This window comes from Crossiella cryophila (assembly GCF_014204915.1).
GTDB classification, from domain to species: domain Bacteria; phylum Actinomycetota; class Actinomycetes; order Mycobacteriales; family Pseudonocardiaceae; genus Crossiella; species Crossiella cryophila.
In genome coordinates this window covers 8,927,490-8,949,221 of the sequence record NZ_JACHMH010000001.1, presented here as the reverse complement: position 1 = coordinate 8,949,221, position 21,732 = coordinate 8,927,490, and the positions used below count along the sequence as shown (strand labels likewise).

The window sequence follows — 21,732 nt, the reverse complement described above, 5'->3', positions numbered from 1 at the left end:
GACAACGGCCAACACTGCGTACGACAACGGCCAACACGCTGGTGAGGGGTGGGCGGGGCTGCTGGCTGGGGGTCTGGACCCCCGGTGGCGGGTCACTGAAGCGGGTGAACTGTGTGCGGTTCGCCGCGGCGCGCGATCGGTGCCAGCCGGCTCGCGTACGCCCACGAGCTGGGTGATCTTGAACGGAGTTCCCGACGGCCGACATTCGATCGGGTGAAGTGTGTCCGATTCCTGTCGCTCCAAGTAGTTCCCCGACGCCGCGCTGTCCCGACCAATCGGACAATTGGTCCATAGTGTTGGTAGGAAAGGGGGAACCGATGAACTGGCTGCGACACGACCTGCGGTACGACCTGCCCGCCTCGATGGTGGTCTTCCTGGTCGCCGTGCCGCTGTCCCTTGGCATCGCGGTGGCCTCCGGCGCGCCGATCGTGGCCGGGCTGGTGGCCGCGGTGGTCGGCGGCATCCTGGCATCGGCCTTCGGCGGGTCCCCGCTGCTGGTCAGCGGGCCCGCGGCCGGGCTGACCGTGGTGGTGGCCGGGTTCATCGACCAGTTCGGCTGGGCGGTCACCTGCGGCATCACCGTGGCCGCCGGGGTGCTGCAACTGATCCTCGGCCTGTGCCGGGTGGCCCGCGCCGCGCTGGCCATCTCCCCCGCGGTGGTGCACGGCATGCTGGCCGGGATCGGCCTGGTCATCGTGCTCGGTCAGTTACACGTGCTGCTCGGCGGCCAGCCCGGCACCAGCGCGCTGACCAACCTGCTCGAACTGCCCGGTCAGCTCCTCGACCTGCACGGGCCCGCCGCGCTGATCGGGTTGCTGGTGCTGGGCGTGCTGCTGCTGTGGGGTTTCCTGCCCGCGCCGGTGCGCCGGGTGCCCGGCCCGCTGGTCGCGGTGCTGCTGGCCACCGTGCTGGCCGAGGTCGCCGGACTCGACCTGGTCCGGGTGGACCTGCCCGGATCACTGCTGGACTCCCTGCGTCTGCCCCAGCTCCCCGGCGGCGACTGGGGCGCGGTGCTGCTCGCGGTGCTCACCCTGACCGTCATCGCGAGCGTGGAGAGCCTGCTCTCCGCGGTGGCCGTGGACAAACTGGCAGGCACCCGCAGCAACCTGGACCGCGAACTCTTCGGGCAGGGCGTGGCCAACACCGCCTCCGGCCTGCTCGGCGGGCTGCCGGTGACCGGGGTGATCGTGCGCGGCTCGACCAACGTGGCCGCCGGCGCCCGCACCAGGGCCTCGGCCATCCTGCACGGGGTGTGGGTGCTGCTGTTCGTGCTGCTGCTGGCCGGGGTGATCGAACGGGTGCCGATGGCCGCGCTGGCCGGGCTGCTGGTGTTCATCGGCCTGCAGCTGGTCCGGATCGAGGACGTGCGCTCGGCCTGGCGGCACCGGGAGGCCCTTGCCTACCTGGCCACCGTGTCCGGCGTGGTGTTCCTGGACCTGTTGCAGGGCGTGCTGATCGGGCTGGCCACCTCGGTGGTGCTGGTGCTGCGCCGGGTGGTCTGGGCCAGGGTCCGGGTCACCGAGTCCGCGCCCGGCCGGTGGCGGGTGCTGGTCGAGGGCACGCTGAGTTTCCTTTCCCTGCCAAGGCTTTCCCGGATGCTCGGGCAGATCCCTGACCGGTCCACTGTGGACATCGAACTGGTCGCGGAGTTCCTGGACCACGCCGCCTACGAGCACCTCTCCGGCTGGCGGCGGCAACACGAGGAACGCGGCGGCACCGTGGTGGTGGCCGAACTCGGCGCCGAGGGCAAACCCGTGCTGCCGCGCTGGTTCGCGCCCTGGTCGAGCTGGCAGGGCGAACTGCCCCGGCCGCGCTCGGGTTCCCCGCTGGAGACCGGCGTGCGCGAGTACCACCGGCACTCCGCGCCGCTGCTGCGCCCGCTCTTCGAGCAGCTCGCGGTGCTGCAACGCCCGCACGGACTGTTCCTGACCTGCGCGGACTCCCGGATCGTACCCAACATGATCACCACCAGCGGGCCCGGCGACCTGTTCACCGTGCGCAACGTCGGCAACCTGGTGCCCCCCGGCGACGACGGCATCGAGGCCTCCGTGCACGTCGCGGTCGAGGTGCTGCGGGTGCCCACCCTGATGGTCTGCGGCCACTCCGCCTGCGCCGGCATGACCAGCCTGCTCTCCGGCCGCGCCGAGCAGGACGACTCGCTGGGCCGCTGGCTGCGCGCCGGACTGCCCAGCCTGCGGGCCTTCCGCGCCGGACATCCGGCGGGCGCGGGCGAGCAGGAGGAGGCCGACCGGCTGGCCAAGGTCAACGTCGCGGTGCAGGCCGAGGCGCTGGCCCGGCTGCCCATGGTGCGCGCCGCGGTCGCCGAGGGCAGGCTCCAGGTGATCGGGCTGTTCTTCGACATCGGCCAGGCCAGACTGTCCATTTTGGACCCCGAAACCCAGCGGTTCAGACCACTTGACCCGGATGGAGCAGTGCCGGCGGTGGGCACCGGTACACGGCGAACAGCGGATTGACGGCCCCCGAAAGGTCTGCATAGTCTCCCCTGCGGGGGAGCGGCGTCCCCTTGGCACGTAACGACTTCGTCGACTCAAGGGGGATCTGCGCTGTGGCGCGTGCAAAGTTGAGCAAGACCGCGGTGGCCGGTGCGCTGGCCGCTTCGGTGGTAACCGGCCTGCTGGGCGCGTTGCCCGCACACGCGATCAGCGGCGGCACACCGGTGCCTAACGGTGGGTACAGCTACAGCGCGTACCTGCGGGTCGGTGCGGAGAAGGCCTGCTCGGGTGTGCTGGTCGACGAGCAGTGGGTGCTGACCGTGGCGAGCTGCTTCGGCACGCCGGGCCAGGTCAGGCCCGGTGCGCCCGCCGAGCGGACGGTGGTCAGCGTCGGCCGCACCAAGCTGTCCCACGGCGGCGGCGCGGTGTCCGAGGCGAGCCAGCTCGTCCCGCACGCCGACCGCAACCTGGTGCTGGTCAAGCTGACCGAGCCGGTGCCGGACACCTGGCCTGCCCGGCTGCCCACGGCCTCCGGCTTCGCCACCGGTGAGCAGCTCACCGTCACCGGCTACGGCGCGCTCGCCGCGGCCAGTGAGGAAGAGGACCGGCTGCACTCGGCCACCTTCCCACTGGGCGGCCAGGCGGGTGCGACGCTGACCCTGGGCTCGGGCGGGGCGGAGATCTGCGGGGGCGACCTCGGCGGCCCGGTGATCCGCCAGCGCGACGGCAACCCGGAACTGGGCGCCATCCTGGCCACCGCGCCGCGGCGCAACTGCCTCGGCGAGACCGAGACCAGCGACGCGACCACCGCGGTCCGGGTGGACGACCTCACCGACTGGATCAAGCAGCAGGTGCTGGCGGGCCGGGCCAACCCGGCGCTGACCGACGGCACCATCGTCGAGCTGAAGAACCAGATCACCGGCTACTGCCTGCGCGGCGCGGTGACCGCGGTCTGCGGCGGCGGCCGGTCCGAGGAGGAGTTCGAGGTCGTCGGCTCCGGCGAGTACCGCGGCCTGCGCAACCTGTACACGCAGAAGTGCCTGGTCCCGGTCGGCAGCGGCGTCGAGTACATGACCTGCGGCAGCGGCGAGCAGCACTGGCTGATCACGCCCGGCAAGAACGGCACCGTGCAGCTGCGCCGGTCGGGCAACCTCGGCGGTCTGGCCGTGCCCAACCTGGAGCTGGGCGCGCGGGTGGTGCAGCGCGACGGCATGCACCCCTACGACTACCAGCTGTGGCAGCTCACCGCCAAGGGCAAGGTCCGGCACGACCTGCCGCAGCGCGCCTCGCTGCGGGCCACCAACGCCGGGCTGCCCGACCACTACCTGCGGCACGCCCGCGGTGAGGGCTGGCTGAGCCTGATCACCGCGAGCAGCCCCGCGCTGGACAAGGCCGACGCCACCTTCGACCTGGTCCCCGGCCTGGCCGACAGCCGCTGCTACTCCCTGCAGTCCCGCGACATCCGCGGCGCCTACCTGCGGCACGCCAACGGCAGGCTGCGCCTGGACGACAACAACGGATCCCCGCTGTACGCCAACGACGCCACCTGGTGCGCCAGGGACAGCGCGGCTGGCAACGGGGTCTCCTTCGCCTCGTTCAACTTCCCGGACAACTACCTCCGGCACATCAACGGCGAGGTGTGGAACGCCTACAAGGGCGGCTCGCAGTGGTACGAGACGCCGAACTCCTTCGAGGCCGACACCAGCTGGGCCGTGGCCCCGCCGCTGAAGCCCTGACACAGCAGCTGAACTGACGGCCGGGGTGGCATCGCGCCGCCCCGGCCGTTCGGCTATCCGGCCACCGGCGCCACCGCGGGCCGCCGGGCCCCGGCCAGCACCACCACCGCGACCCCGGCCAGCAGCAACGCCAGCCCCGGCAGCGACGCGGGCCGAGGGGTCTGGCCCAGCCAGGCCCAGGCCAGCAGTGCCGCCCCCGGCACCTCCAGCAGCGTGACCAGGCTGATCGTGGTGGCCGAGACCGCGTGCAGGGCGTAGTTGAACATCGAGTGCCCGAGCAGCTGCGCGCCCAGCGCGATGGCCAGGATGGCCAGCCAGGTGGTGTCCGGGTAGCCGGTCAGCGGGATGCCCGCGCTCAGGCACACCACCAGCAGCACCAGCGCGCAGGTGGCGTAGCAGATCGTGGTGTAGGTGGTGGTGGTCAGCGCGGTGCGGGCGTGCTCGCCCAGTGCCACGTAACCCGCGGCGGCCATGCCGCCCAGCACCGCCAGCACATCACCCCACAGCGCGGCGCCGGAGACCTGGAAGTCCGCGCCCGTGGTCCACACCGCGCCGGCCACCGCCAGGCCGATGCCCAGCCAGGTGCTCATCGGCAAGCGCTTGCCCTGGCACACCGCGATCAGCCCGGCCCACACCGGTTGCGTGCAGCCCAGCGCGATCGAGGTGGCCACCGTGGTGAGCTGGGCGCTGGACATCCAGGTGCCGAAGTGCAGGGCCAGCATCGCGCCTGCCAGCACGCTGTAGCCGCCGGGGCCGCGTTTGTCCCCGGCCACCGCGGCGCGTAGCTCCGGGCCGCGGCGTGCCGCGACGAACGGGGTGAGCAGGCCGACCGCGATCGTGTTGCGCCAGAACGCGATCGCCAGCGCGGGCGCGGCGGCGAAGGCGATCAGCGGGCCGGAGGTGGACACCGCGAGCACGGCCACGGCCAGGGCGAGCAGTGGGATCAGCGGGACACGATGGGGCACGAACAGCCATCCTCACACTCGGCGTTAAGCGAACTGTCAGAGGCCTGCCCTAGGCTTCGCCCCGTCACTCACCGAGAACTCATAGGGGGGTTCCGCAGTGTCAAAAACCCGTTCGCGGGTGGTCAGTGCTGCCATCATCACGGCCGCGCTCACCCTGCTGGGCACGGCGCAGGCGCACGCGATCAGCAACGGCAACCAGGTGGAGATCGGCACGTACTCCTTCACCGCCGCCTTCGACCAAGGTGACAAGCGCTGCTCCGGCGCGCTGATCGACCCGCAGTGGGTCATCACCTCGGCGGCCTGCTTCGACCCGAACCCGGCCCAGGAGGGCAACCAGCTGGAGTCCGGTCGCCCGGCCCAGCGCACCACGGTCCGCTTCGGGGGGCTGGGACTGGCCAAGGCGCGCACCGCGGTGCGCGAGGTGGCCGAGTTCCGGCTGGACGAGGACCGGGACGTGCTGATGGCCCGGCTCACCGACCCGGTGCACGACATCACCCCGCTGGCCTACCGGGCCGGTCCGGTCGGCGAGGGGGAGGTGGTGCGCGCCGTCGGGTACGGCCGCACCGCGACGCAGGCCCGGCCGGACCGCGCGCACACCGCGCTGTTCACCGCCTCCGCGCTGGGCGCCAACAACTTCAGCCTCGCCGCGCAGAGCCCGGCGAACGCCGCGATCTGCGACGGCGACTTCGGCGGCCCGGCCTTCCGGGAGCGCGCGGGCACGCCCGAACTGCTCGGCGTGCACACCAGCTCCGGCCAGCAGGGCTGCCAGGGCGTCACCGGCGGCACGCCCGGCGCGGCCGTCGCGCGCACCGACGACCTGGAGCCGTGGATCAGCGGCCTGATCAAGCAGGGCAGGCAGACCCCCGGCCTGGTCGACGGCAACATCGTCGAACTGCGCGGCGTGCACTCGCAGAAGTGCCTCGACGTCTACTTCGCGCGCTGGGAACCCAACACCCACACCGTGATCGCGAACTGCCACGCCGGGCCCAACCAGCGCTGGGAGGTCGTGCAGCGGGCGGAGAACACGGTCGCGCTGCGCAGCATGAACAACAAGCACCAGTGCCTGCGCCCGCTCAACGGGCAGAACGCGGCAGGCGTCCAGGTCGTGCAGAGCGCCTGCCTCGACTTCTCCGACCGCTCGCTGTGGTGGGAGGCGCTGCCCGCGCGCGCGGGCTCGATCGAGCTGCGCAACGTCGGCACGGACAAGGTGCTGGAGGCCGCGAACTTCGCCACCGGCGAGGGCAGCCCGGTCAGCCAGGGGACCAGCCGGCATGAGGCGGACCAGCACTGGTTCCTCACCGTGGTCGGCAAGGCCCGGCACGACCTGACCCAGCCGGGCCAGGACCGCAAGTCCCTGCGCGCCACCAACCCCGGCCTCGGCAACCACCACATCCGGCACGCCAACGGCCTGGGCAACCTGTCCCCGGTCACCCAGGGCAGCTCCGAACTGGACCGGGCCGACGCCACCTTCCGGCTGGTGCCGGGCAGGCTCGACGCCCGCTGCTACTCCCTGGAGTCGGTCAACTTCCCCGGCAACTTCCTGCGGCACGCCGGCGGCAGGCTGCGCCTGGACGGCCCCTCTGGCGACCCCGGCCTGTTCAACGCCGACGCCACCTGGTGCGCCCAGGACGGGCTCAGCGGCACCGGGGTCTCGCTGGAGTCGTGGAACTTCCCCGGCAAGTTCATCCGGCACATCAACAGCCAGGTGTGGCTGGCGAAGTTCGACGGGCCGGAGTGGTACGAGACCAAGGCGAACTTCCACCACGACTCGAGCTGGGATGTGGCGGAGCCGCTGAAGCGCTGATCAGCAGGATGTGAACCGCCCCGGGGTGCCCGCGCAGCAGGAATCGCGCGGGTGCACCGGGGTTTTCTGGTTGGCGATGAATACGACCGGTCATCTTGACCCATCGGAGGTGTCCCGGTTCGCGGGTGATCTATTCCGATTTGTTCCGGCGCGACCTGACGGCACAGAAGTGCTGGCAGATGGGCCTTTTTCGGCGTTGCTCTGTTTGGCTGACGCCTACGGACCGTTGACGGTTCTGTTAAGAGATCGTATCTTTCCTGCGCCGCACCACCACATCGAGCCTCGGGTGGACCTTCCGCCACAGCCCATCGAAGGGACTCGACCATGTCCGACTCGCCGTCGCGCCGGGACTTCCTGCGCATCACGGGCGCCGTTGGCGCCGGGATGATGCTGAGCGGGGTCCGGCCGTTCATCGCACAGGCAGAGGAGGTGGCCCGGCCGCAGGGCGTGAGTCTGGTGCCGGAGTCCGAGGCGACCAGTCTGTGGTACCCGGCGCCTGCCGAGGAGAGCCGGATCATCCAGCAGGGGTTGCCGATCGGCAATGGCCGGCTGGGGGCGCTGGTCGGGTCCGATCCGGCCGACGATGTGCTGTACCTGACCGATGCCACCCTGTGGACCGGGCATCGCAACGACGTGCTGCAGGATGACGGGCAGTTCCCGTACGGGCCCAACGACTTCGGGTCGTTCGGGTTGCTGGCCAAGGTGCGGGTGCAGGTCACCGGGCACACCAAGGCCGCGGTCGGCGACTACCGGCGGCGGCTGGACCTGAGCAACGGGCTGGTCACCGCCTCCTACCGGGTCAAGGGCGCGCAGTACCGGCGGGAGACCTACGCGAGTCATCCGGACGACGTGGTCGTGGTGCGGTTGACCCAGCGCGGTGGTGGTGTCCACAGTGGACGGATCCGGCTGGAGCCCACCCGCACGGAGACCGTCGCCGGCGAGGCGGGGACGCGCACGATCTCCCTGCAGGCCCGGTTCGACAACGGACTGCGTTATGCCGCGGTGGTCACCGCGTTCAGCGACACCGGCACGGTCGCGGTCAGCGGCAACGAGCTGACCTTCACCGACTGCCGGGAACTGCTGATCGTGGTCTCCGGCGGCACCGACTACCTGCCGGACGCGGCCAAGGGCTTCCGGAACACCACCGTGGAACCGCTGACGGTGGCCCGGGACCGGGCGCTGGCCAAGGCCAAGGTGGCCGGGACCGCGTTGCTCAACACGCACGTCGCCGACTACCAGTCGCTGTACCGGAAGATGACCGTCGACCTCGGTGAATCCAGCCGCTCGCAACGGAATCTGGACTCCTGGTCGCGGCTGGCCGTGCGGCACACCAATCCCGGGCAGCCGGACCCGGAGCTGGAGGCCAGCTACCTCCAGTTCGGCCGGTACCTGATGATCACCGGGTCCAGGGACAGCCTGCCGATCAACCTGCAAGGGTTGTGGCTGCACAACAACTCGCCGGACTGGTACGCCGACTACCACACCGACATCAACATCCAGATGAACTACTGGCTGACCGACCGCGCCGGTCTCGGCCGCTGTTTCCCCGCGCTGGCCGAGTACTGCCTGGCCCAGCTGCCGGAGTGGTCGAGGCAGACCCAGCGGCTGTACAACGATCCGCGCAACCGGTTCCGGAACTCCACCGGGAAGATCGCCGGGTGGACGGTGGCCTTCTCCACCAACACCAACGGCGGCCTCGGCTGGTGGTGGCATCCGGCCGGCAACGCCTGGCTGTGCCAGTCGCTGTGGGAGCACTACGAGTTCACCCTGGACGCCAAGTACCTGGAGCGGATCTACCCACTGCTCAAGGGCGCGGCCGAGTTCTGGGCCGCGCGGCTGATCACCATCACGCACACCTACCCGGACGGCAGCACCCGGCAGGTGCTGGTCGATGACAAGGACTGGTCGCCGGAGCACGGGCCGCAGGACGCGCTGGGCATCAGCTACGCCCAGGAGATCGTCTGGGAACTGTTCCGCGAACTCCAGCTCGCGGCGGCGAAACTGGGGCGGGACAAGGAGTTCGCCGCGCAGGTCAAGGATCTGCAGGAGCGGTTGTACCTGCCGGAGGTCAGTCCGAAGACCGGGATGCTGCAGGAGTGGATGCATCCGGACGACATCGGCGAGCGCACGCACCGGCATCTGTCGCCGCTGATCGGGTTCTTCCCTGGTGATCATATGAACCATGATGTGTCGCCGAAGGCCACCATCGAGGGCATCCGGAAGCTTCTGGAGGTCCGGGGGATGGAGAGCTTCGGGTGGGCGTGTGCCTGGCGATCTGCTTGCTGGGCACGGCTGCGGGATGCGGATCGGGCGTATCAGCTGTTGCTGACGGTGATGCGGCCGAGCATCGCGAACGAGAACGGGACCTCGGCGAACTTCTTCGACATGTACCGCAACGGGGATCGGGCCATCTTCCAGATCGACGCCAACTTCGGCGCACCCACCGCGATGCTGGAGATGCTGCTGTACTCCCGGCCGGGCGTGATCGAGTTCCTGCCGGCGCTGCCCGGGGCGTGGGCGAAGCAGGGGCGGGTCACCGGGATCGGGGCCAAGGGCGGGTTCGAGGTGGATCTGGCCTGGCGCAACGGGAAGGTGACGAGCGCGGTGGTGCGGAGTGTTGGGGGGACGAGCACGGAGTTGCGGGCTGGGGGGTGGCGGCGGCAGGTGTCTCTTCGGGTTGGGGAGACCTTGACGGTTCGACCGACCTAGCGCCGCGGAGTGTTGGCCGTTGTCGTACGGGGTGTTGGCCGTTGTCGACGGCTTCGCCTATCCACAACGGCCAACACCCCGTACCACAGCGGCCAACACTCCGCCGTTCTGGTCGTAGGCATCTAAGGTGGGGGTGTGGTTGCGCGGGTGGTTTTGGTTCTTGGTGGTACGGGGGAGGCTCGGCGGCTAGCCGTGGCGCTGGGTGAGGTGGACGGGCTTCGGGTGGTTTCCTCGCTGGCGGGGCGGGTTCGGGAGCCGTTGTTGCCTGTGGGGGAGGTGCGGGTCGGTGGGTTTGGTGGGGTGCGGGGGCTGGTGGACTGGTTGCGGGAGCGGGCGGTGGATCTGGTGGTGGACGCCACCCACCCGTTCGCCGCGATCATGACCGGCAACGCCGCCGCCGCGACCGCGGAACTCGGGTTGCCGTTGTTGGTTTTGCGTCGGCCGGGGTGGACCGAGCAGGTGGGGGATCGGTGGCACTGGGTGTCGTCGATTGGCGAGGCGGCCGCGTTGTTGCCCTCGGTGGGGCGGCGGGTGTTGCTCACCACTGGGCGGCGGGATTTGCCTGCCTTTGCCAATCCGGAGCTGTGGTTCTTGAGTCGTTCGGTCGACCCGCCGGAAAATCACCCGGACAACGTGGAGATCCTGCTCGACCGGGGTCCGTACACAGTGGACGGTGAGCTGGAGTTGTTGCGGCGGCAGCGGATCGAGGTGTTGGTGACCAAGGACAGCGGTGGCGAGCAGACCGCGGCCAAGCTCACCGCGGCTCGGCGACTCGGCGTGCCGGTGGTGATCGTGCGGCGGCCGCCGGTGCCCGCCGCCGACACGGTGGCGACCGTGGCGGCGGCGGTGGAGTGGGTCAGGCGGGGTAGCGGCGTGGGGTGAACACCACTGGTTCGCCGGATGGGCCGGTGCGGAACCTGGTGGTGGAGGAGCCGATCAGCAACAGGCAGCGCATGTCCACAGTGGACGGGTCGAGGTCGGCCAGGCGTACGACGCGTACTGACTCCTCGGGGCCGCCGACGTCTCGGCCGATCACCACGGGGGTGTCTGGGGAGCGGTGTTCCAGGAGGGTTTTCCTGGCTGATTCGACCTGCCAGGTGCGGGTGCGTGAGGCTGGGTTGTAGATCGCGATCACCAGGTCGGCGGCGGCCGCGGCGGCCAGGCGGGATTCGATGATCTCCCATGGCTTGAGGCGGTCGGACAGGGAGAGTACGCAGTAGTCGTGGCCGAGGGGGGCGCCGACGCGGCTGGCCACCGCGTGTGCGGCGGTCAGGCCGGGTAGCACTCGCACCGGCACTTCGGCGAACTGCTCCTCCCCGGCGACCTCCAGTACGGCGCTGGCCATCGCGAACACCCCGGGGTCGCCGGAGGAGATGACCGCGACCCGGGAGCCGGATTTGGCCAGGTCCAGGGCGAAGGCGGCGCGTTCGGCCTCGACCCGGTTGTCCGAGGGGTGGCGGCGCTGGCGTGGGTTGGGCGGGATCCGGTCCAGGTAGGGGCCGTAGCCGACGAGTTCGTCGGCGGTGGCGAGGGCGTCCTGGGCCTGTGGGGTCAGCCATTCCCGGCCTGCGGGGCCGAGGCCGACCACGACCACCTCGCCGGGTCCCTTGGCGGATTCGGCGGGGGTGGACTCGATGGTGTCGTGCGCCTGGCTGGGCAGCAGGGCGAGGGAGAAGTAGGGCACGCCCTCGGGGTCCACTTCGGACAGTGGGGCGACCCGCTGCCGTCCGGTGGTGGCCCGCTCCACGTACCAGGCGTCGTCCAGACGGCCGGCCGCGTGCAGGGCCTCGCGCACCGCGCCGAAGGTCCGGCCCAGCTTCATGATCGCCGCCGAGTCGGTGGTGGCCAGCCATTCGGCCAATTCCTCCTGCGGCAGCGTGCCGGGCAGCACGGTGAGCACCTCATCGCGCTCGACGAGGGGCCGTCCGAGCACGGCGGCGGCGCCGCTGACCGAGGTCACCCCTGGCACGACCTCGGTGGGGAACCGGTGGGCCAGCCGCTTGTGCATGTGCATGTAGGAGCCGTAGAAGAACGGATCCCCGGCGGCGAGCACCACCACGTCGCGTCCGGCGGACAGGTGTGTGGCCAGGCGTTCGGCGCTCTCGGCGTAGAACTGGTCGATCTGGCCCTGGTAGTCCTCGGTGTCCTCGGTGGTCACCGGGTAGATCAGCTGTTCCTCGATCTGGCCGGGCCGCAGGTAGGGCTCGGCGATGCCGCGGGCGATGCTGCGCCCGTGCCGCGCGCTGTGGAAGACCACCACGTCCGCCGCGCCGATCAGCCGGGCCGCCTTGACCGTCACCAGCTCCGGGTCGCCAGGGCCGAGCCCGACGCCGTACAGCCGTCCCAGATCACTCACTCTTCGTCACTCGCAATCGCGTTGATCGCGGCGGCGGTCATCGCGCTGCCGCCCCGCCTGCCCCGTACCACCAGGTACTCCAGCCCAAGACCGTTGGCGGCCAAGGCTTCCTTCGACTCGGCCGCGCCGATGAACCCCACCGGGATGCCCAGCACCGCGGCGGGTTTCGGTGCGCCGCCGGCGATCATCTCCAGCAGGTGGAACAACGCGGTCGGCGCGTTGCCGATCGCCACCACCGCCCCGCCGAGCTTGTCCCGCAACAGTTCCAGGGCCGCCACACTGCGCGTGTTGCCCATGGACGCGGCCAGTTCCGGCACCCGTGGATCGCCCAGGAAGCACAGCACCTCGTTGTCCGCGGGCAGCCGTCGGCGGGTCACCCCGGCCGCGACCATGTTGGCATCACACAGGATCGGCGCCCCGGCCGCCAGTGCGGCGCGCGCGGAGGCGACCACACCGGGGGAGTGGCCGAGGTCCGCGACCAGGTCGACCATGCCGCAGGCGTGGATCATCCGCACCGCCACCCGCGCCACATCCGGCGGTAACCCGGCCAGGTCGGCCTCGGCGCGGATGGTGGCGAAGGAGCGGCGGTAGATCTCCTTGCCGTCCTTGATGTACTCGGTCACTGCTGCTTCCTCCGGGCCGCGTCGATCGCCGCTGCCGTGTCCTCGTGCCGTTGTCCGTCGACCAGGTAACCGTCCGCGGTGGCCAGCACGTCGATCGCGCCGCGCGGCCGCCCGCACCGCCGGGCGCAACCCGACCAGTGCACCGGCCCGCCGGGCAAGCCGAGGTGCCGCACCGCGTCGGCGCGCACGTCGGCCAGGGATTTGGCGCAGCCGGGGCGGCCGGTGCAGGCGGTGACCGCGTGCCATGGCGAGTCAGGATCGGTGATCAGCCCGTGTCCCAACGTGATCGTCCGCGGCAGCACCAGACCGCGCCACGGCGTCAGCCGCACCCGCTCCGCCGCGAGCAGCGCGCCGGACTGGTCCGAGTCCAACCGCCCCAGCGGCGCACCCACGACCAGGCGCCCGTCCGGCAGCGGACCAGGGGGCAGCGGTCGCGACGCGCGCACCGGCACCCGATCCGCGGACACCGGCCCGCCGAGCCGTCGAGTGATCTCCGCGACACCGCCGTCGATCTCGGCCAGCCGCCAGGCCGTGCCGCCGTGCTCGGCCCGCACCGCCAGGAACGCCAGGGCCGCCCGCAGCACCGCCTCCACCGGGTCGGCCACCCGCAGCCCCGAATCGGCCCCGGCCAGCAACAACACCCAGGAAGACCCAACCCGGTCCAGGCCGATATCCGCACCCAGCCCGCTCACCACGCCGCCGTCGTCCACGACTACCAGGAACCGGCCGGGCAACCCGGCCAACTCCGCCCGCGAACACAACGCGGCATCGATCGAGTCCACCAGATCCTGGTTGTCCGCCAGCGGCGCGGCCACGATGTTCCGCATCCGCTCATGGGTCAGCGAGGGCAGCAACCCGGCCTCGGCCAGCCGCGCCCCCAACTCGACCTCAGCCCCCGCCGCGAGCCCTCTGAGCTGCACGTTCGCCCGCGAGGTCAGCTCAAGCGACCCGTCCCCCAGCTCGATCGCCGCGGTCCGTAGCACCGCCAGCCGGGCCGCCGACAGCGTGCCGCCCGGTACCCGGACGCGGGCCAGACCGCCATCCGCCGCCGGGTGCACCTCGACCGCGCCGGGACAGGCGTCCGGGCGCTGGCGATGTGGCGAAGCGGGCACTCGCGGGATGCTACGCGGCAGGTAGGGTCGCCTCGAACGGTGAACCACGGAGGAAGCCGGTGTGAGTCCGGCGCGGTCCCGCCACTGTCACCGGGTGCGAGCCCGGGAGCCAGACACTCCGCTCACCGTCCCCGACCGTCATGGGGCGCGGACCCCGAGGGATGTGGAGCCACGCGTGATCCTGCTGCTGTCGACCTCTGACACCGACCTGCTGTCGGCTCGCGCCAGCGAGGCCGACTACCGACTCGGCAACCCGGCCCGGCTGCTCGTGGACGACCTGCCCGCCCTGGTCGAGGGCGTGGACCTGGTCGTGGTGCGCATCCTCGGCGGCCGCCGGATGTGGGAAGAGGGCCTGGACTGGCTGCTCGCCGGACCCCGACCGGTCGTCGTGCTCGGCGGTGAACAGGCCCCGGACGCCCAGCTCATGGAGCTGTCCACGGTGCCGGGTGGCGTCTGCGCCGAGGCGCACGCCTACCTCGCGCACGGCGGCGCGGCCAACCTGGCCGAACTGCACAACTTCCTCTCCGACACCGTGCTGCTCACCGGTCTCGGCTTCGCCGCGCCGCAGCCCACCCCCACCTGGGGCGTGCTGGCGCGCGAGGCCCGGACCACCAGCGGACCGGTGGTCGCGGTGCTCTACTACCGGGCCCACCACGTGGCCGGGAACACCGCCTTCGTCGAGGCGCTCAGCAGTGCGATCGAGGACGCGGGCGGTCAGGCGCTGCCGGTGTTCTGCTCCTCGCTGCGCACCGCCGAACCCGAACTGCTCGCCGAACTCGGCAAGGCCGACGCGCTCGTGGTGACCGTGCTGGCCGCCGGGGGCACCAAACCGGCCGCAGCCTCCGCCGGTGGCGAGGACGACGCCTGGGACGTCGGCGCGCTGGCCGCGCTGGATGTGCCGATCCTGCAAGGGCTCTGCCTCACCTCCAGCCGGGAGAGCTGGGCCGCCAACGACGACGGACTGTCCCCTTTGGACACCGCGACCCAGGTGGCCATCCCCGAGTTCGACGGCCGGATCATCACCGTCCCGTTCTCCTTCAAGGAGATCGACCCGGACGGCCTCACCGTGTACGTGGCAGACCCGGAACGCGCCGCCAGGGTGGCCGGGATCGCGGTCAAGCACGCCCAGCTGCGGCACATCCCGGCCGCCGACCGGCGGATCGCGCTGATGCTCTCGGCCTACCCGACCAAGCACTCCCGGATCGGCAACGCGGTCGGCCTGGACACCCCGGCCAGCGTGGTCAAACTGCTGGCCGCGTTGCGCGACAACGGTTATGACATCGGCCCGGCCGAGGGCGATGGCGCACTGCCCGGGGTGGCCGAGCTGGACGGCGACGCGCTGATCCACGCGCTGATCGCGGCAGGCGGCCAGGACGAGAACTGGCTCACCGAGACCCAGCTCTCCGGCAACCCGGTGCGGATCAGCGCGGCCAAGTACCGCGAGTTCTACGACACCCTGCCCGCCGACTTCCGCGAGGAACTCGAAGGCCACTGGGGTGCCGCGCCCGGCGAACTGTTCGTCGACCGCGGCCAGGACCCCGAGGGCGAGATCGTCCTCGCCGCGCTGACCGCGGGCAACGTGGTCGTCATGGTGCAGCCGCCGCGCGGCTTCGGCGAGAACCCGATCGCCATCTACCACGACCCGGACCTGCCGCCCAGCCACCACTACCTGGCCGCCTACCGCTGGCTGGCCGAGGAGTTCGGCGCGCACGCCATGGTGCACGTCGGCAAGCACGGCAACCTGGAATGGCTGCCCGGCAAGACCGTCGGCATGTCCGCCAGCTGCGGCACCGACGCGGCGCTCGGCGACATCCCGCTGATCTACCCGTTCCTGGTCAACGACCCCGGCGAGGGCACCCAGGCCAAGCGCAGGGCGCACGCCACCCTGGTCGACCACCTGGTGCCGCCGATGACCCGCGCGGACAGCTACGGCGACATCGCCCGCCTGGAACAGCTCCTGGACGAGCACTCCAACATCGCCGCCATGGACCCGGCCAAGCTGCCGGCCATCCGGGCGCAGATCTGGACCCTCATCCAGGCCGCCAAGCTCGACCACGACCTCGGCCTGGACGACCGGCCGCACGACGCGGAGTTCGACGACTTCCTGCTGCACGTCGACGGCTGGCTGTGCGAGGTCAAGGACGTGCAGATCCGGGACGGCCTGCACATCCTGGGCGCCGCGCCGGAGGGTGAGGCCCGGATCAACCTGGTGCTGGCCATGATCCAGGCCCGGCAGATGTGGGCCGGACAGGTCGCCGCGCTGCCCGGCATCCGGGAGGCGTTGGGGCTCAACGAGGACGGCTCCGCCTCCCGCACCGAGACCGACGCCATCGAGGCGCTGGCCCGCGAACTGGTCACCGCGATGGACGCCGGCGGCTGGGTCCAGGGCAGTGCCACCGAGGTGGTGCGTTCGGTGCTGGACAAGGACAACGAGGACGTGGCCAAGGTCCTGGAGTTCGCCGCCGCCGAGGTGGTGCCCAGGCTGGCCCGCACCACCGACGAACTCGGCCACCTGCTGCACGCCCTCGACGGCGGTTACGTGCCGGCCGGGCCGAGCGGATCACCGTTGCGCGGCCTGGTGAACGTGCTGCCCACCGGCCGCAACTTCTACTCCGTCGACCCCAAGGCCGTGCCCAGCCGGCTCGCCTGGGAGACCGGGCAGGCCATGGCCGACTCACTGCTGGACCGCTACCGCAAGGACACCGGCGAATGGCCGCCCTCGGTCGGCCTGTCCGTGTGGGGCACCAGCGCCATGCGCACGGCCGGTGACGACATCGCCGAGGTCCTCGCCCTGCTGGGCGTGCGGCCGGTGTGGGACGACCAGTCCCGCCGGGTCACCGGGCTCGAGGTGATCGACCTGGCCGAACTGGGCCGCCCGCGGATCGACGTCACGGTGCGCATCTCCGGGTTCTTCCGGGACGCCTTCCCGCACGTGGTCGCCCTGCTCGACGACGCCGTCCGGCTGGTCGCCGCCCTGGACGAGCCCGCCGAGCAGAACTTCGTGCGCGCGCACGCCGAGGCGGACAAGGCCGAGCACGGCGACGACCGCCGCGCCACCATGCGCATCTTCGGCTCCAAGCCGGGCGCCTACGGGGCCGGGCTGCTGCCGCTGATCGACAGCAAGAACTGGCGCGACGACGCCGACCTGGCCGAGGTGTACGCGGTCTGGGGCGGCTACGCCTACGGCCGCGAACTCGACGGGCAGCCCGCCCGCGGTGACATGGAATCGGCGTACAAGCGGATCGCGGTGGCCGCCAAGAACGTGGACACCCGTGAGCACGACATCGCCGACTCCGACGACTACTTCCAGTACCACGGCGGCATGGTGGCCACCGTCCGCGCGCTCACCGGCAAGGCCCCCGCCGCCTACATCGGCGACAGCACCCGGCCGGACGCGGTGCGCACCCGGACCCTCAACGAGGAGGTCTCCCGGGTCTTCCGGGCCAGGGTGGTCAACCCGCGCTGGCTGTCCGCGATGCGCCGCCACGGCTACAAGGGCGCCTTCGAGATGGCCGCCACCGTGGACTACCTCTTCGGCTACGACGCCACCACCGGGGTCGTGGCGGACTGGATGTACGAGAAGCTCGCCGAGAGCTACGTGCTCGACGAGGAGAACCACAAGTTCCTCACCGAGGCCAACCCGTGGGCGCTGCACGGCATCGCCGAGCGGTTGCTGGAGGCGGTGGAGCGCAAGCTGTGGGAGAGCCCGGAACAGGCCACCCTGGACGCGCTGCGCGAGGCCTACCTCGCTACTGAAGGCGAACTCGAGGGCGACAGCTAGATTCGGTCGTGTGACAACTGGGGAGAACTTGCGGAGGCCGCGCACGGGTGGACCGTGCGCGGCCGTTGCATTCGGGGGCCACCACCTGCACGTGGTGGCGCATCAGGACGACGACATCCTGTTCATGAACCCGGACCTGGCCAACGCGATCACCGCGCGGCTGCCGGTCACCACCGTGTACCTCACCGCGGGCGAGGGCTACGCGAAACCGAGTCCCGAACCGGACATCCCGGCGCCAACCTGTCGTCCAGGGTACAAATTGGACCGTGAGCAGTACTCGGCCTGCCGCAACGACGGGGCCCGCGCCGCCTACGCGCTGATGCTCGGTTTTCCCGACGCGACCTCGGCGGACTGGCGGACCGAGGCGCTGACCGTCAACGGCCCCAACGGGTTGCGCCGCCAGGTCGAGTTCAGCCGGGCTGAGCGGGACGGCCGGGTGGTCAACCTGATCTTCGTGAACCTGCCCGAATGGGCCGACAAGCACGCCGACACCAAGGCCGATCCGGCCGATCCGACCGGCAACGCGGCCTCGCTGTTCCACCTCTGGCAGGACAACAGCCGCCGGGTCACCGTCCTCCCGGCCGGCAGTCCGGTGCGGACGCGGCAGAGTTACGACCGTGAGGACCTGATCAACCTGCTGATCGGGCTGTGCCAACGGTTCCGGCCCACCGTGGTCCGGGTGCAGGACCCGGAACCCGACCTCCGGCACGGCGCGGCGGACCGGCTGCACGACCATCGCGACCACGTCAGCGGCGCCCGGCTGGCCATCCTGGCGATGCGCCGCCTGCCGGACACCCAGCGCGTTCAGGTGATCACCTACCGCGGCTACAACATCCAGCACGGCCCGGTGAACCTGGACGCCGGTCAGCAGCGGGACAAGGACGAGCAGTTCGCCGCCTACGCCCACTTCGACCAGCAGATCACCAACACCGCCGGGTACCGCGGCTGGCCGCAACGGCTGTATCACCGGTACTGGGGCGGCACGAACTGGGTGGCGCGCACCGCGTCCGGGCGGTTGCAGGCGTTCGCGGTGCACAGCGGCGGCCTGCGCACCTGGTGGCAGGACGGCGGATCCGGCTGGCTTGGCCCGCGCGACCTGGGTGACCCCGGCGGTCCGCTGGCGCCCGCGGTGGCGGTGGCGCGGGACGCGGACGGTCGGCTCCGGGTGTTCGCGCTGCGCCTGGACACCTTCCAGGTGGTCTGCCTGACCCAGCAGCGGCCGGACGGCGACTGGCCGCGGCGGTGGGCGAACCTGGGCAACCCGCACGGGAAGTCCAGGCGGGCCAGGCAGATCGGCCAGCCCGTTGTCGCCAGCGCGGCCGATGGCGGATTCCAGGTGTTCACGCAGAACGGCGACGGCGGCCTCAGCACCCGGACCGTCGACGGCTGGCAGGACCTGGGCGGCGGACCCGGAGTGCAGGACGGCCTGGCCGCGATCACCGATTCGCGCGGCCGGATCGAGGTCTTCGCACTCGCCGTGGAGACCGGGTCCGGGGTGCTCAAACGTTGGCATCAAAGCGAATCCGGCGCCGCCTTCCGGCTCGACCCGGACTTCCCCGGCCTGGAACCCGCCGGACCGCCCACGGTCGCGCGCAGCGCCGACGGCACCCTGGACGTGGTGTACCGCCTGGCGGGCGAGCACGCGGGCAAGATCGGCCACACCTGGCAGACCGGCACCGGCGAGTGGATCGGCAAACCGGAGATCCTGGACGGCCACGGCGGCGTCGGCCCGGTCGCCGCGGCCAGCGCACCGCACCCGAGGCACGGGATCGCCGAGACCCCGTCACCGCGGATCACCTTGTGCGCCACCAATCGCGACGGCGGGGTGAGCGCCACCCGGCAGTCCGCCCCCGACCTGGGCTACCTGGACTGGACCGACCTCGGCGGCCTGGTCGTGCACCAGCCCGCGATCGCGGTCGACCCTGGTGGCCGCACCCACCTGTTCGCCGTGTCCGGAGACGGGAAACTGGTGCACCGCAGTCAGATCGAGCCGGGAGGAGACGCGCCGTACACCGGCTGGACCCGGCTCGGCTGAGTGCTCAGTCCGTGTTGTCCCGCAGCCGCCGCAGCATCAGCGCCAGCCGCAGCCGGAACCGGCCGTCGGGCGTGGTCACCGGGAAGCCCAGTTCGGTCTCGGCCTGCGCCAGCCGGGCGGTGACCGAACTGTGGTGGCGGTGCAGCGCGTACCCGGCCTTGCGCACCGAATCGTGCCCGCACACCGCGGACAGGATCAGCAGCAGGTCCGGCGCGGCCGCCAGCCGGTCCAGCGCGCGCACGTCCGGGATCCGGCCGATCTCCTCGGCCCGCAACCCTTCGGCGACCGCGGCGAGCGAACCCAGCCGCTCCCACCAGCACACCGGCGGATCCCAGGACAGCGCCCCGGCCAGCCGCACCGCGAGCCGTGCCTGCCGCCAGGACTGTCTGGCGTCCATCGCGGCCACCTCGCCACCCACCCCGACCCGGGTCGGCGCCCGCACCGCGGCCAGCTCGGGCGGTCCGGCCAGCAACACCGCCCGGGACCGGCCCAGCGGCGCGGACCAGCCACCCAGTTCCACCGAACCGTCGGCCACCGCCAGCACCCGCACCCTGGCGCCGGGCGTCAGCCCCAGCAGGTGCAGTGCCCTGGACCGCTCGGCCTCCCCGGCCCGCTCCGCCAGCACCAGCTCCACCAGCGCCGGATCACCCAGCTCGGGCAGGGTGCCGCGGGCCAGCGCCAGCTCGGCGGCGATCGCGAACCGTTCGAGGACCATGTCATCCAGGGGCAGTTCCGGCCCGGTCCTGGCCAGCCACACCCTGGCCCCGTCCGGCAGCTCCCGCACCCGCGCGCCCCTGGGTGTGGGCACCCCGGCCCGCACCACCGCCTCGGCGGCCAGGGCCAGCCCGCGATCGGCCGCGTCCAGGCCGACCGGGCATTCGGTGAGCTGCGCGGTGGTGCGCAGCAGGGTGTCCAGGTCGACCCGGCGGGCGATCAGCGAGTCGAAGAAGGCGATCACCCGCACCTCGCTGGCCGCGTCGGCGTCCAGCGCGGACAAGCGCAGCAGCAGGCCCTCCATGTGATCAGCGTAGCCAGGTGGCGGGTCAGCTGGCGGGGAGCACCGGCGGTTGGCGGTGGGCGCGGGCACCGGCCCCCGCGCAGACTTCCGGTATGACTTACGCGATCGACCCGGAACTGGCCACCTGGCTGGCCATGGCCCCGGAACTGCCGATGTCGGACCTGGCCACGGTGCGGGCCCGGATGGTCGAGATGACCGCGCAGAGCCCGCGGCCGACCCCGGTCAACCCGGTCGAGATCCGCGAGCTGACCATCCCCGGTCCCGCGGACGCGCCCGAGGTCACCGTCCGCGTCTACACCCCCACCAGCGAACCCGGCCCTCGGCCGGCGCTGGTCTACATCCACGGCGGCGGGTTCGTGCTCGGCGACCTGGACACCGCCGAGGGCAGCGCGCTGCAGATCGCCGACGAGATCGGCGCGGTCGTGGTCGCCATGGACTACCGCCTCGCCCCGGAACACCCGTTCCCGGCGGGTCTGGAGGACTGCTACGCCACCCTGGAGTGGACCGCGAAGAACGCGGCCGAGCTGGGCGTGGACCCGGACCGGATCGCGGTCGGCGGGGACAGCGCGGGCGGTGGCCTCTCCGCCGCGGTCGCCCTGCTCGCCAGGGACCGCAGTGGCCCCAAACTGGTCTTCCAGCTGCTCAACATCCCCGAACTCGACGACCGGCTGACCACCCCGTCCATGACCGCCTACACCGACACCCCGCTCTGGCACCGCCCCGGCGCGATCATGAGCTGGGACTACTACCTCGGCGAGGGCAAACGCGGCACCGCGGAGGTCTCCCCCTACGCAGCCCCCGCCCGCGCCACCGACCTGTCCGGCCTGCCGCCCGCCTTCGTGGCCACCTGCGAGTTCGACCCGCTCCGGGACGAGGGCATCGACTACGCGCAGCGACTGGTCCAGGCCGGGGTGCACACCGAACTGCACCTCTACCCGGGCACCTTCCACGGCTCCGGGGTGGTCAAGGACGCCGCGGTCACCGTCCGCATGCGCGACGACATGCTCGGCGCGCTCGCTCGTGCGCTGCGCGGGGCCTCTTCGTGAACGATCCTGGATCCCGAACGTTGAACAGGGAGTACGGGTGGCAGGGTTGGCGTTGCGCTAGGTAGCACCAGCCACAGACACGGAACGGTGGGCA

General features: G+C 71.6%; 13 protein-coding genes and 1 riboswitch. Of the genes, 8 read left to right on the top strand and 5 right to left on the bottom strand.

Annotated elements, in window-relative coordinates:
- Positions 1 to 317 precede the first annotated feature (317 nt).
- Positions 318 to 2,474: a SulP family inorganic anion transporter gene (locus HNR67_RS38275; RefSeq protein ID WP_185008117.1), complete on the top strand. Its 2,157-nt coding sequence runs from the start codon at positions 318 to 320 to the stop codon at positions 2,472 to 2,474.
- Positions 2,475 to 2,566: 92 nt separating this feature from the next.
- The gene (locus HNR67_RS38270; protein WP_185008115.1) at positions 2,567 to 4,189 is read left to right on the top strand and encodes an AbfB domain-containing protein; all 1,623 of its coding nucleotides are present in this window, start codon (positions 2,567 to 2,569) and stop codon (positions 4,187 to 4,189) included.
- A gap of 53 nt (positions 4,190 to 4,242) precedes the next feature.
- Here the strand turns inward: HNR67_RS38270 and HNR67_RS38265 are convergent, their stop codons facing one another.
- Positions 4,243 to 5,154, bottom strand: coding sequence for a DMT family transporter (locus HNR67_RS38265; RefSeq protein WP_221490191.1), 912 nt, complete (start codon positions 5,152 to 5,154; stop codon positions 4,243 to 4,245).
- Positions 5,155 to 5,251: 97 nt separating this feature from the next.
- Here HNR67_RS38265 and HNR67_RS38260 point away from each other — a divergent pair, with 97 nt between their 5' ends.
- The 3 genes from HNR67_RS38260 to HNR67_RS38250 all read left to right on the top strand — a co-directional run bounded on the left by HNR67_RS38260 (position 5,252) and on the right by HNR67_RS38250 (position 10,549).
- Positions 5,252 to 6,958 (top strand): AbfB domain-containing protein, encoded by a 1,707-nt coding sequence (locus tag HNR67_RS38260; RefSeq protein WP_185008113.1) that lies wholly within the window; start codon positions 5,252 to 5,254, stop codon positions 6,956 to 6,958.
- A 324-nt stretch (positions 6,959 to 7,282) separates the two neighbouring features.
- Positions 7,283 to 9,667, top strand: a complete 2,385-nt coding sequence (locus HNR67_RS38255) for a glycosyl hydrolase family 95 catalytic domain-containing protein (RefSeq protein WP_185008111.1) — start codon at positions 7,283 to 7,285, stop codon at positions 9,665 to 9,667.
- A 135-nt stretch (positions 9,668 to 9,802) separates the two neighbouring features.
- Positions 9,803 to 10,549, top strand: a complete 747-nt coding sequence (locus HNR67_RS38250) for a cobalt-precorrin-6A reductase (protein WP_185008109.1) — start codon at positions 9,803 to 9,805, stop codon at positions 10,547 to 10,549.
- On the opposite strand, the gene HNR67_RS38245 is transcribed toward HNR67_RS38250, so the two are convergent.
- From HNR67_RS38245 to HNR67_RS38235, 3 genes are read right to left on the bottom strand one after another with little or no spacing between them, the layout of a single operon-like run.
- Entirely contained in the window at positions 10,524 to 12,023 is a 1,500-nt protein-coding gene (locus HNR67_RS38245; RefSeq protein ID WP_185008107.1) for a precorrin-2 C(20)-methyltransferase, read from the bottom strand. The genes HNR67_RS38250 and HNR67_RS38245 overlap by 26 nt on opposite strands.
- Positions 12,020 to 12,646: a precorrin-8X methylmutase gene (locus HNR67_RS38240; RefSeq protein WP_185008105.1), complete on the bottom strand. Its 627-nt coding sequence runs from the start codon at positions 12,644 to 12,646 to the stop codon at positions 12,020 to 12,022. Before HNR67_RS38240 ends, HNR67_RS38245 begins: the two co-directional genes overlap by 4 nt.
- Complete coding sequence (locus HNR67_RS38235) at positions 12,643 to 13,758, bottom strand: hypothetical protein (RefSeq protein ID WP_185008103.1); 1,116 nt, start codon at positions 13,756 to 13,758, stop codon at positions 12,643 to 12,645. The genes HNR67_RS38240 and HNR67_RS38235 overlap by 4 nt, the downstream gene beginning before the upstream one ends.
- Before the next feature lie 6 nt (positions 13,759 to 13,764).
- Positions 13,765 to 13,898: riboswitch (cobalamin riboswitch) on the top strand.
- 35 nt (positions 13,899 to 13,933) lie between these two features.
- Here HNR67_RS38235 and cobN point away from each other — a divergent pair.
- Both cobN and HNR67_RS38225 read left to right on the top strand, forming a co-directional pair.
- On the top strand, positions 13,934 to 17,539 hold the full coding sequence (gene cobN / locus HNR67_RS38230; protein ID WP_185008101.1) for a cobaltochelatase subunit CobN: 3,606 nt from the start codon (positions 13,934 to 13,936) through the stop codon (positions 17,537 to 17,539).
- A gap of 91 nt (positions 17,540 to 17,630) precedes the next feature.
- Positions 17,631 to 19,574 carry a PIG-L family deacetylase gene (locus HNR67_RS38225; RefSeq protein WP_185008099.1) on the top strand — a complete coding sequence of 648 codons (1,944 nt, stop codon included), beginning with the start codon at positions 17,631 to 17,633 and terminating at the stop codon, positions 19,572 to 19,574.
- Positions 19,575 to 19,578: 4 nt separating this feature from the next.
- Here HNR67_RS38225 and HNR67_RS38220 read toward each other — a convergent pair whose 3' ends face one another.
- Positions 19,579 to 20,592, bottom strand: coding sequence for a helix-turn-helix domain-containing protein (locus HNR67_RS38220; RefSeq protein ID WP_185008097.1), 1,014 nt, complete (start codon positions 20,590 to 20,592; stop codon positions 19,579 to 19,581).
- Positions 20,593 to 20,684: 92 nt separating this feature from the next.
- Here HNR67_RS38220 and HNR67_RS38215 point away from each other — a divergent pair, with 92 nt between their 5' ends.
- Positions 20,685 to 21,638, top strand: a complete 954-nt coding sequence (locus tag HNR67_RS38215) for an alpha/beta hydrolase (protein ID WP_185008095.1) — start codon at positions 20,685 to 20,687, stop codon at positions 21,636 to 21,638.
- The last annotated feature ends 94 nt before the right edge of the window (positions 21,639 to 21,732 follow it).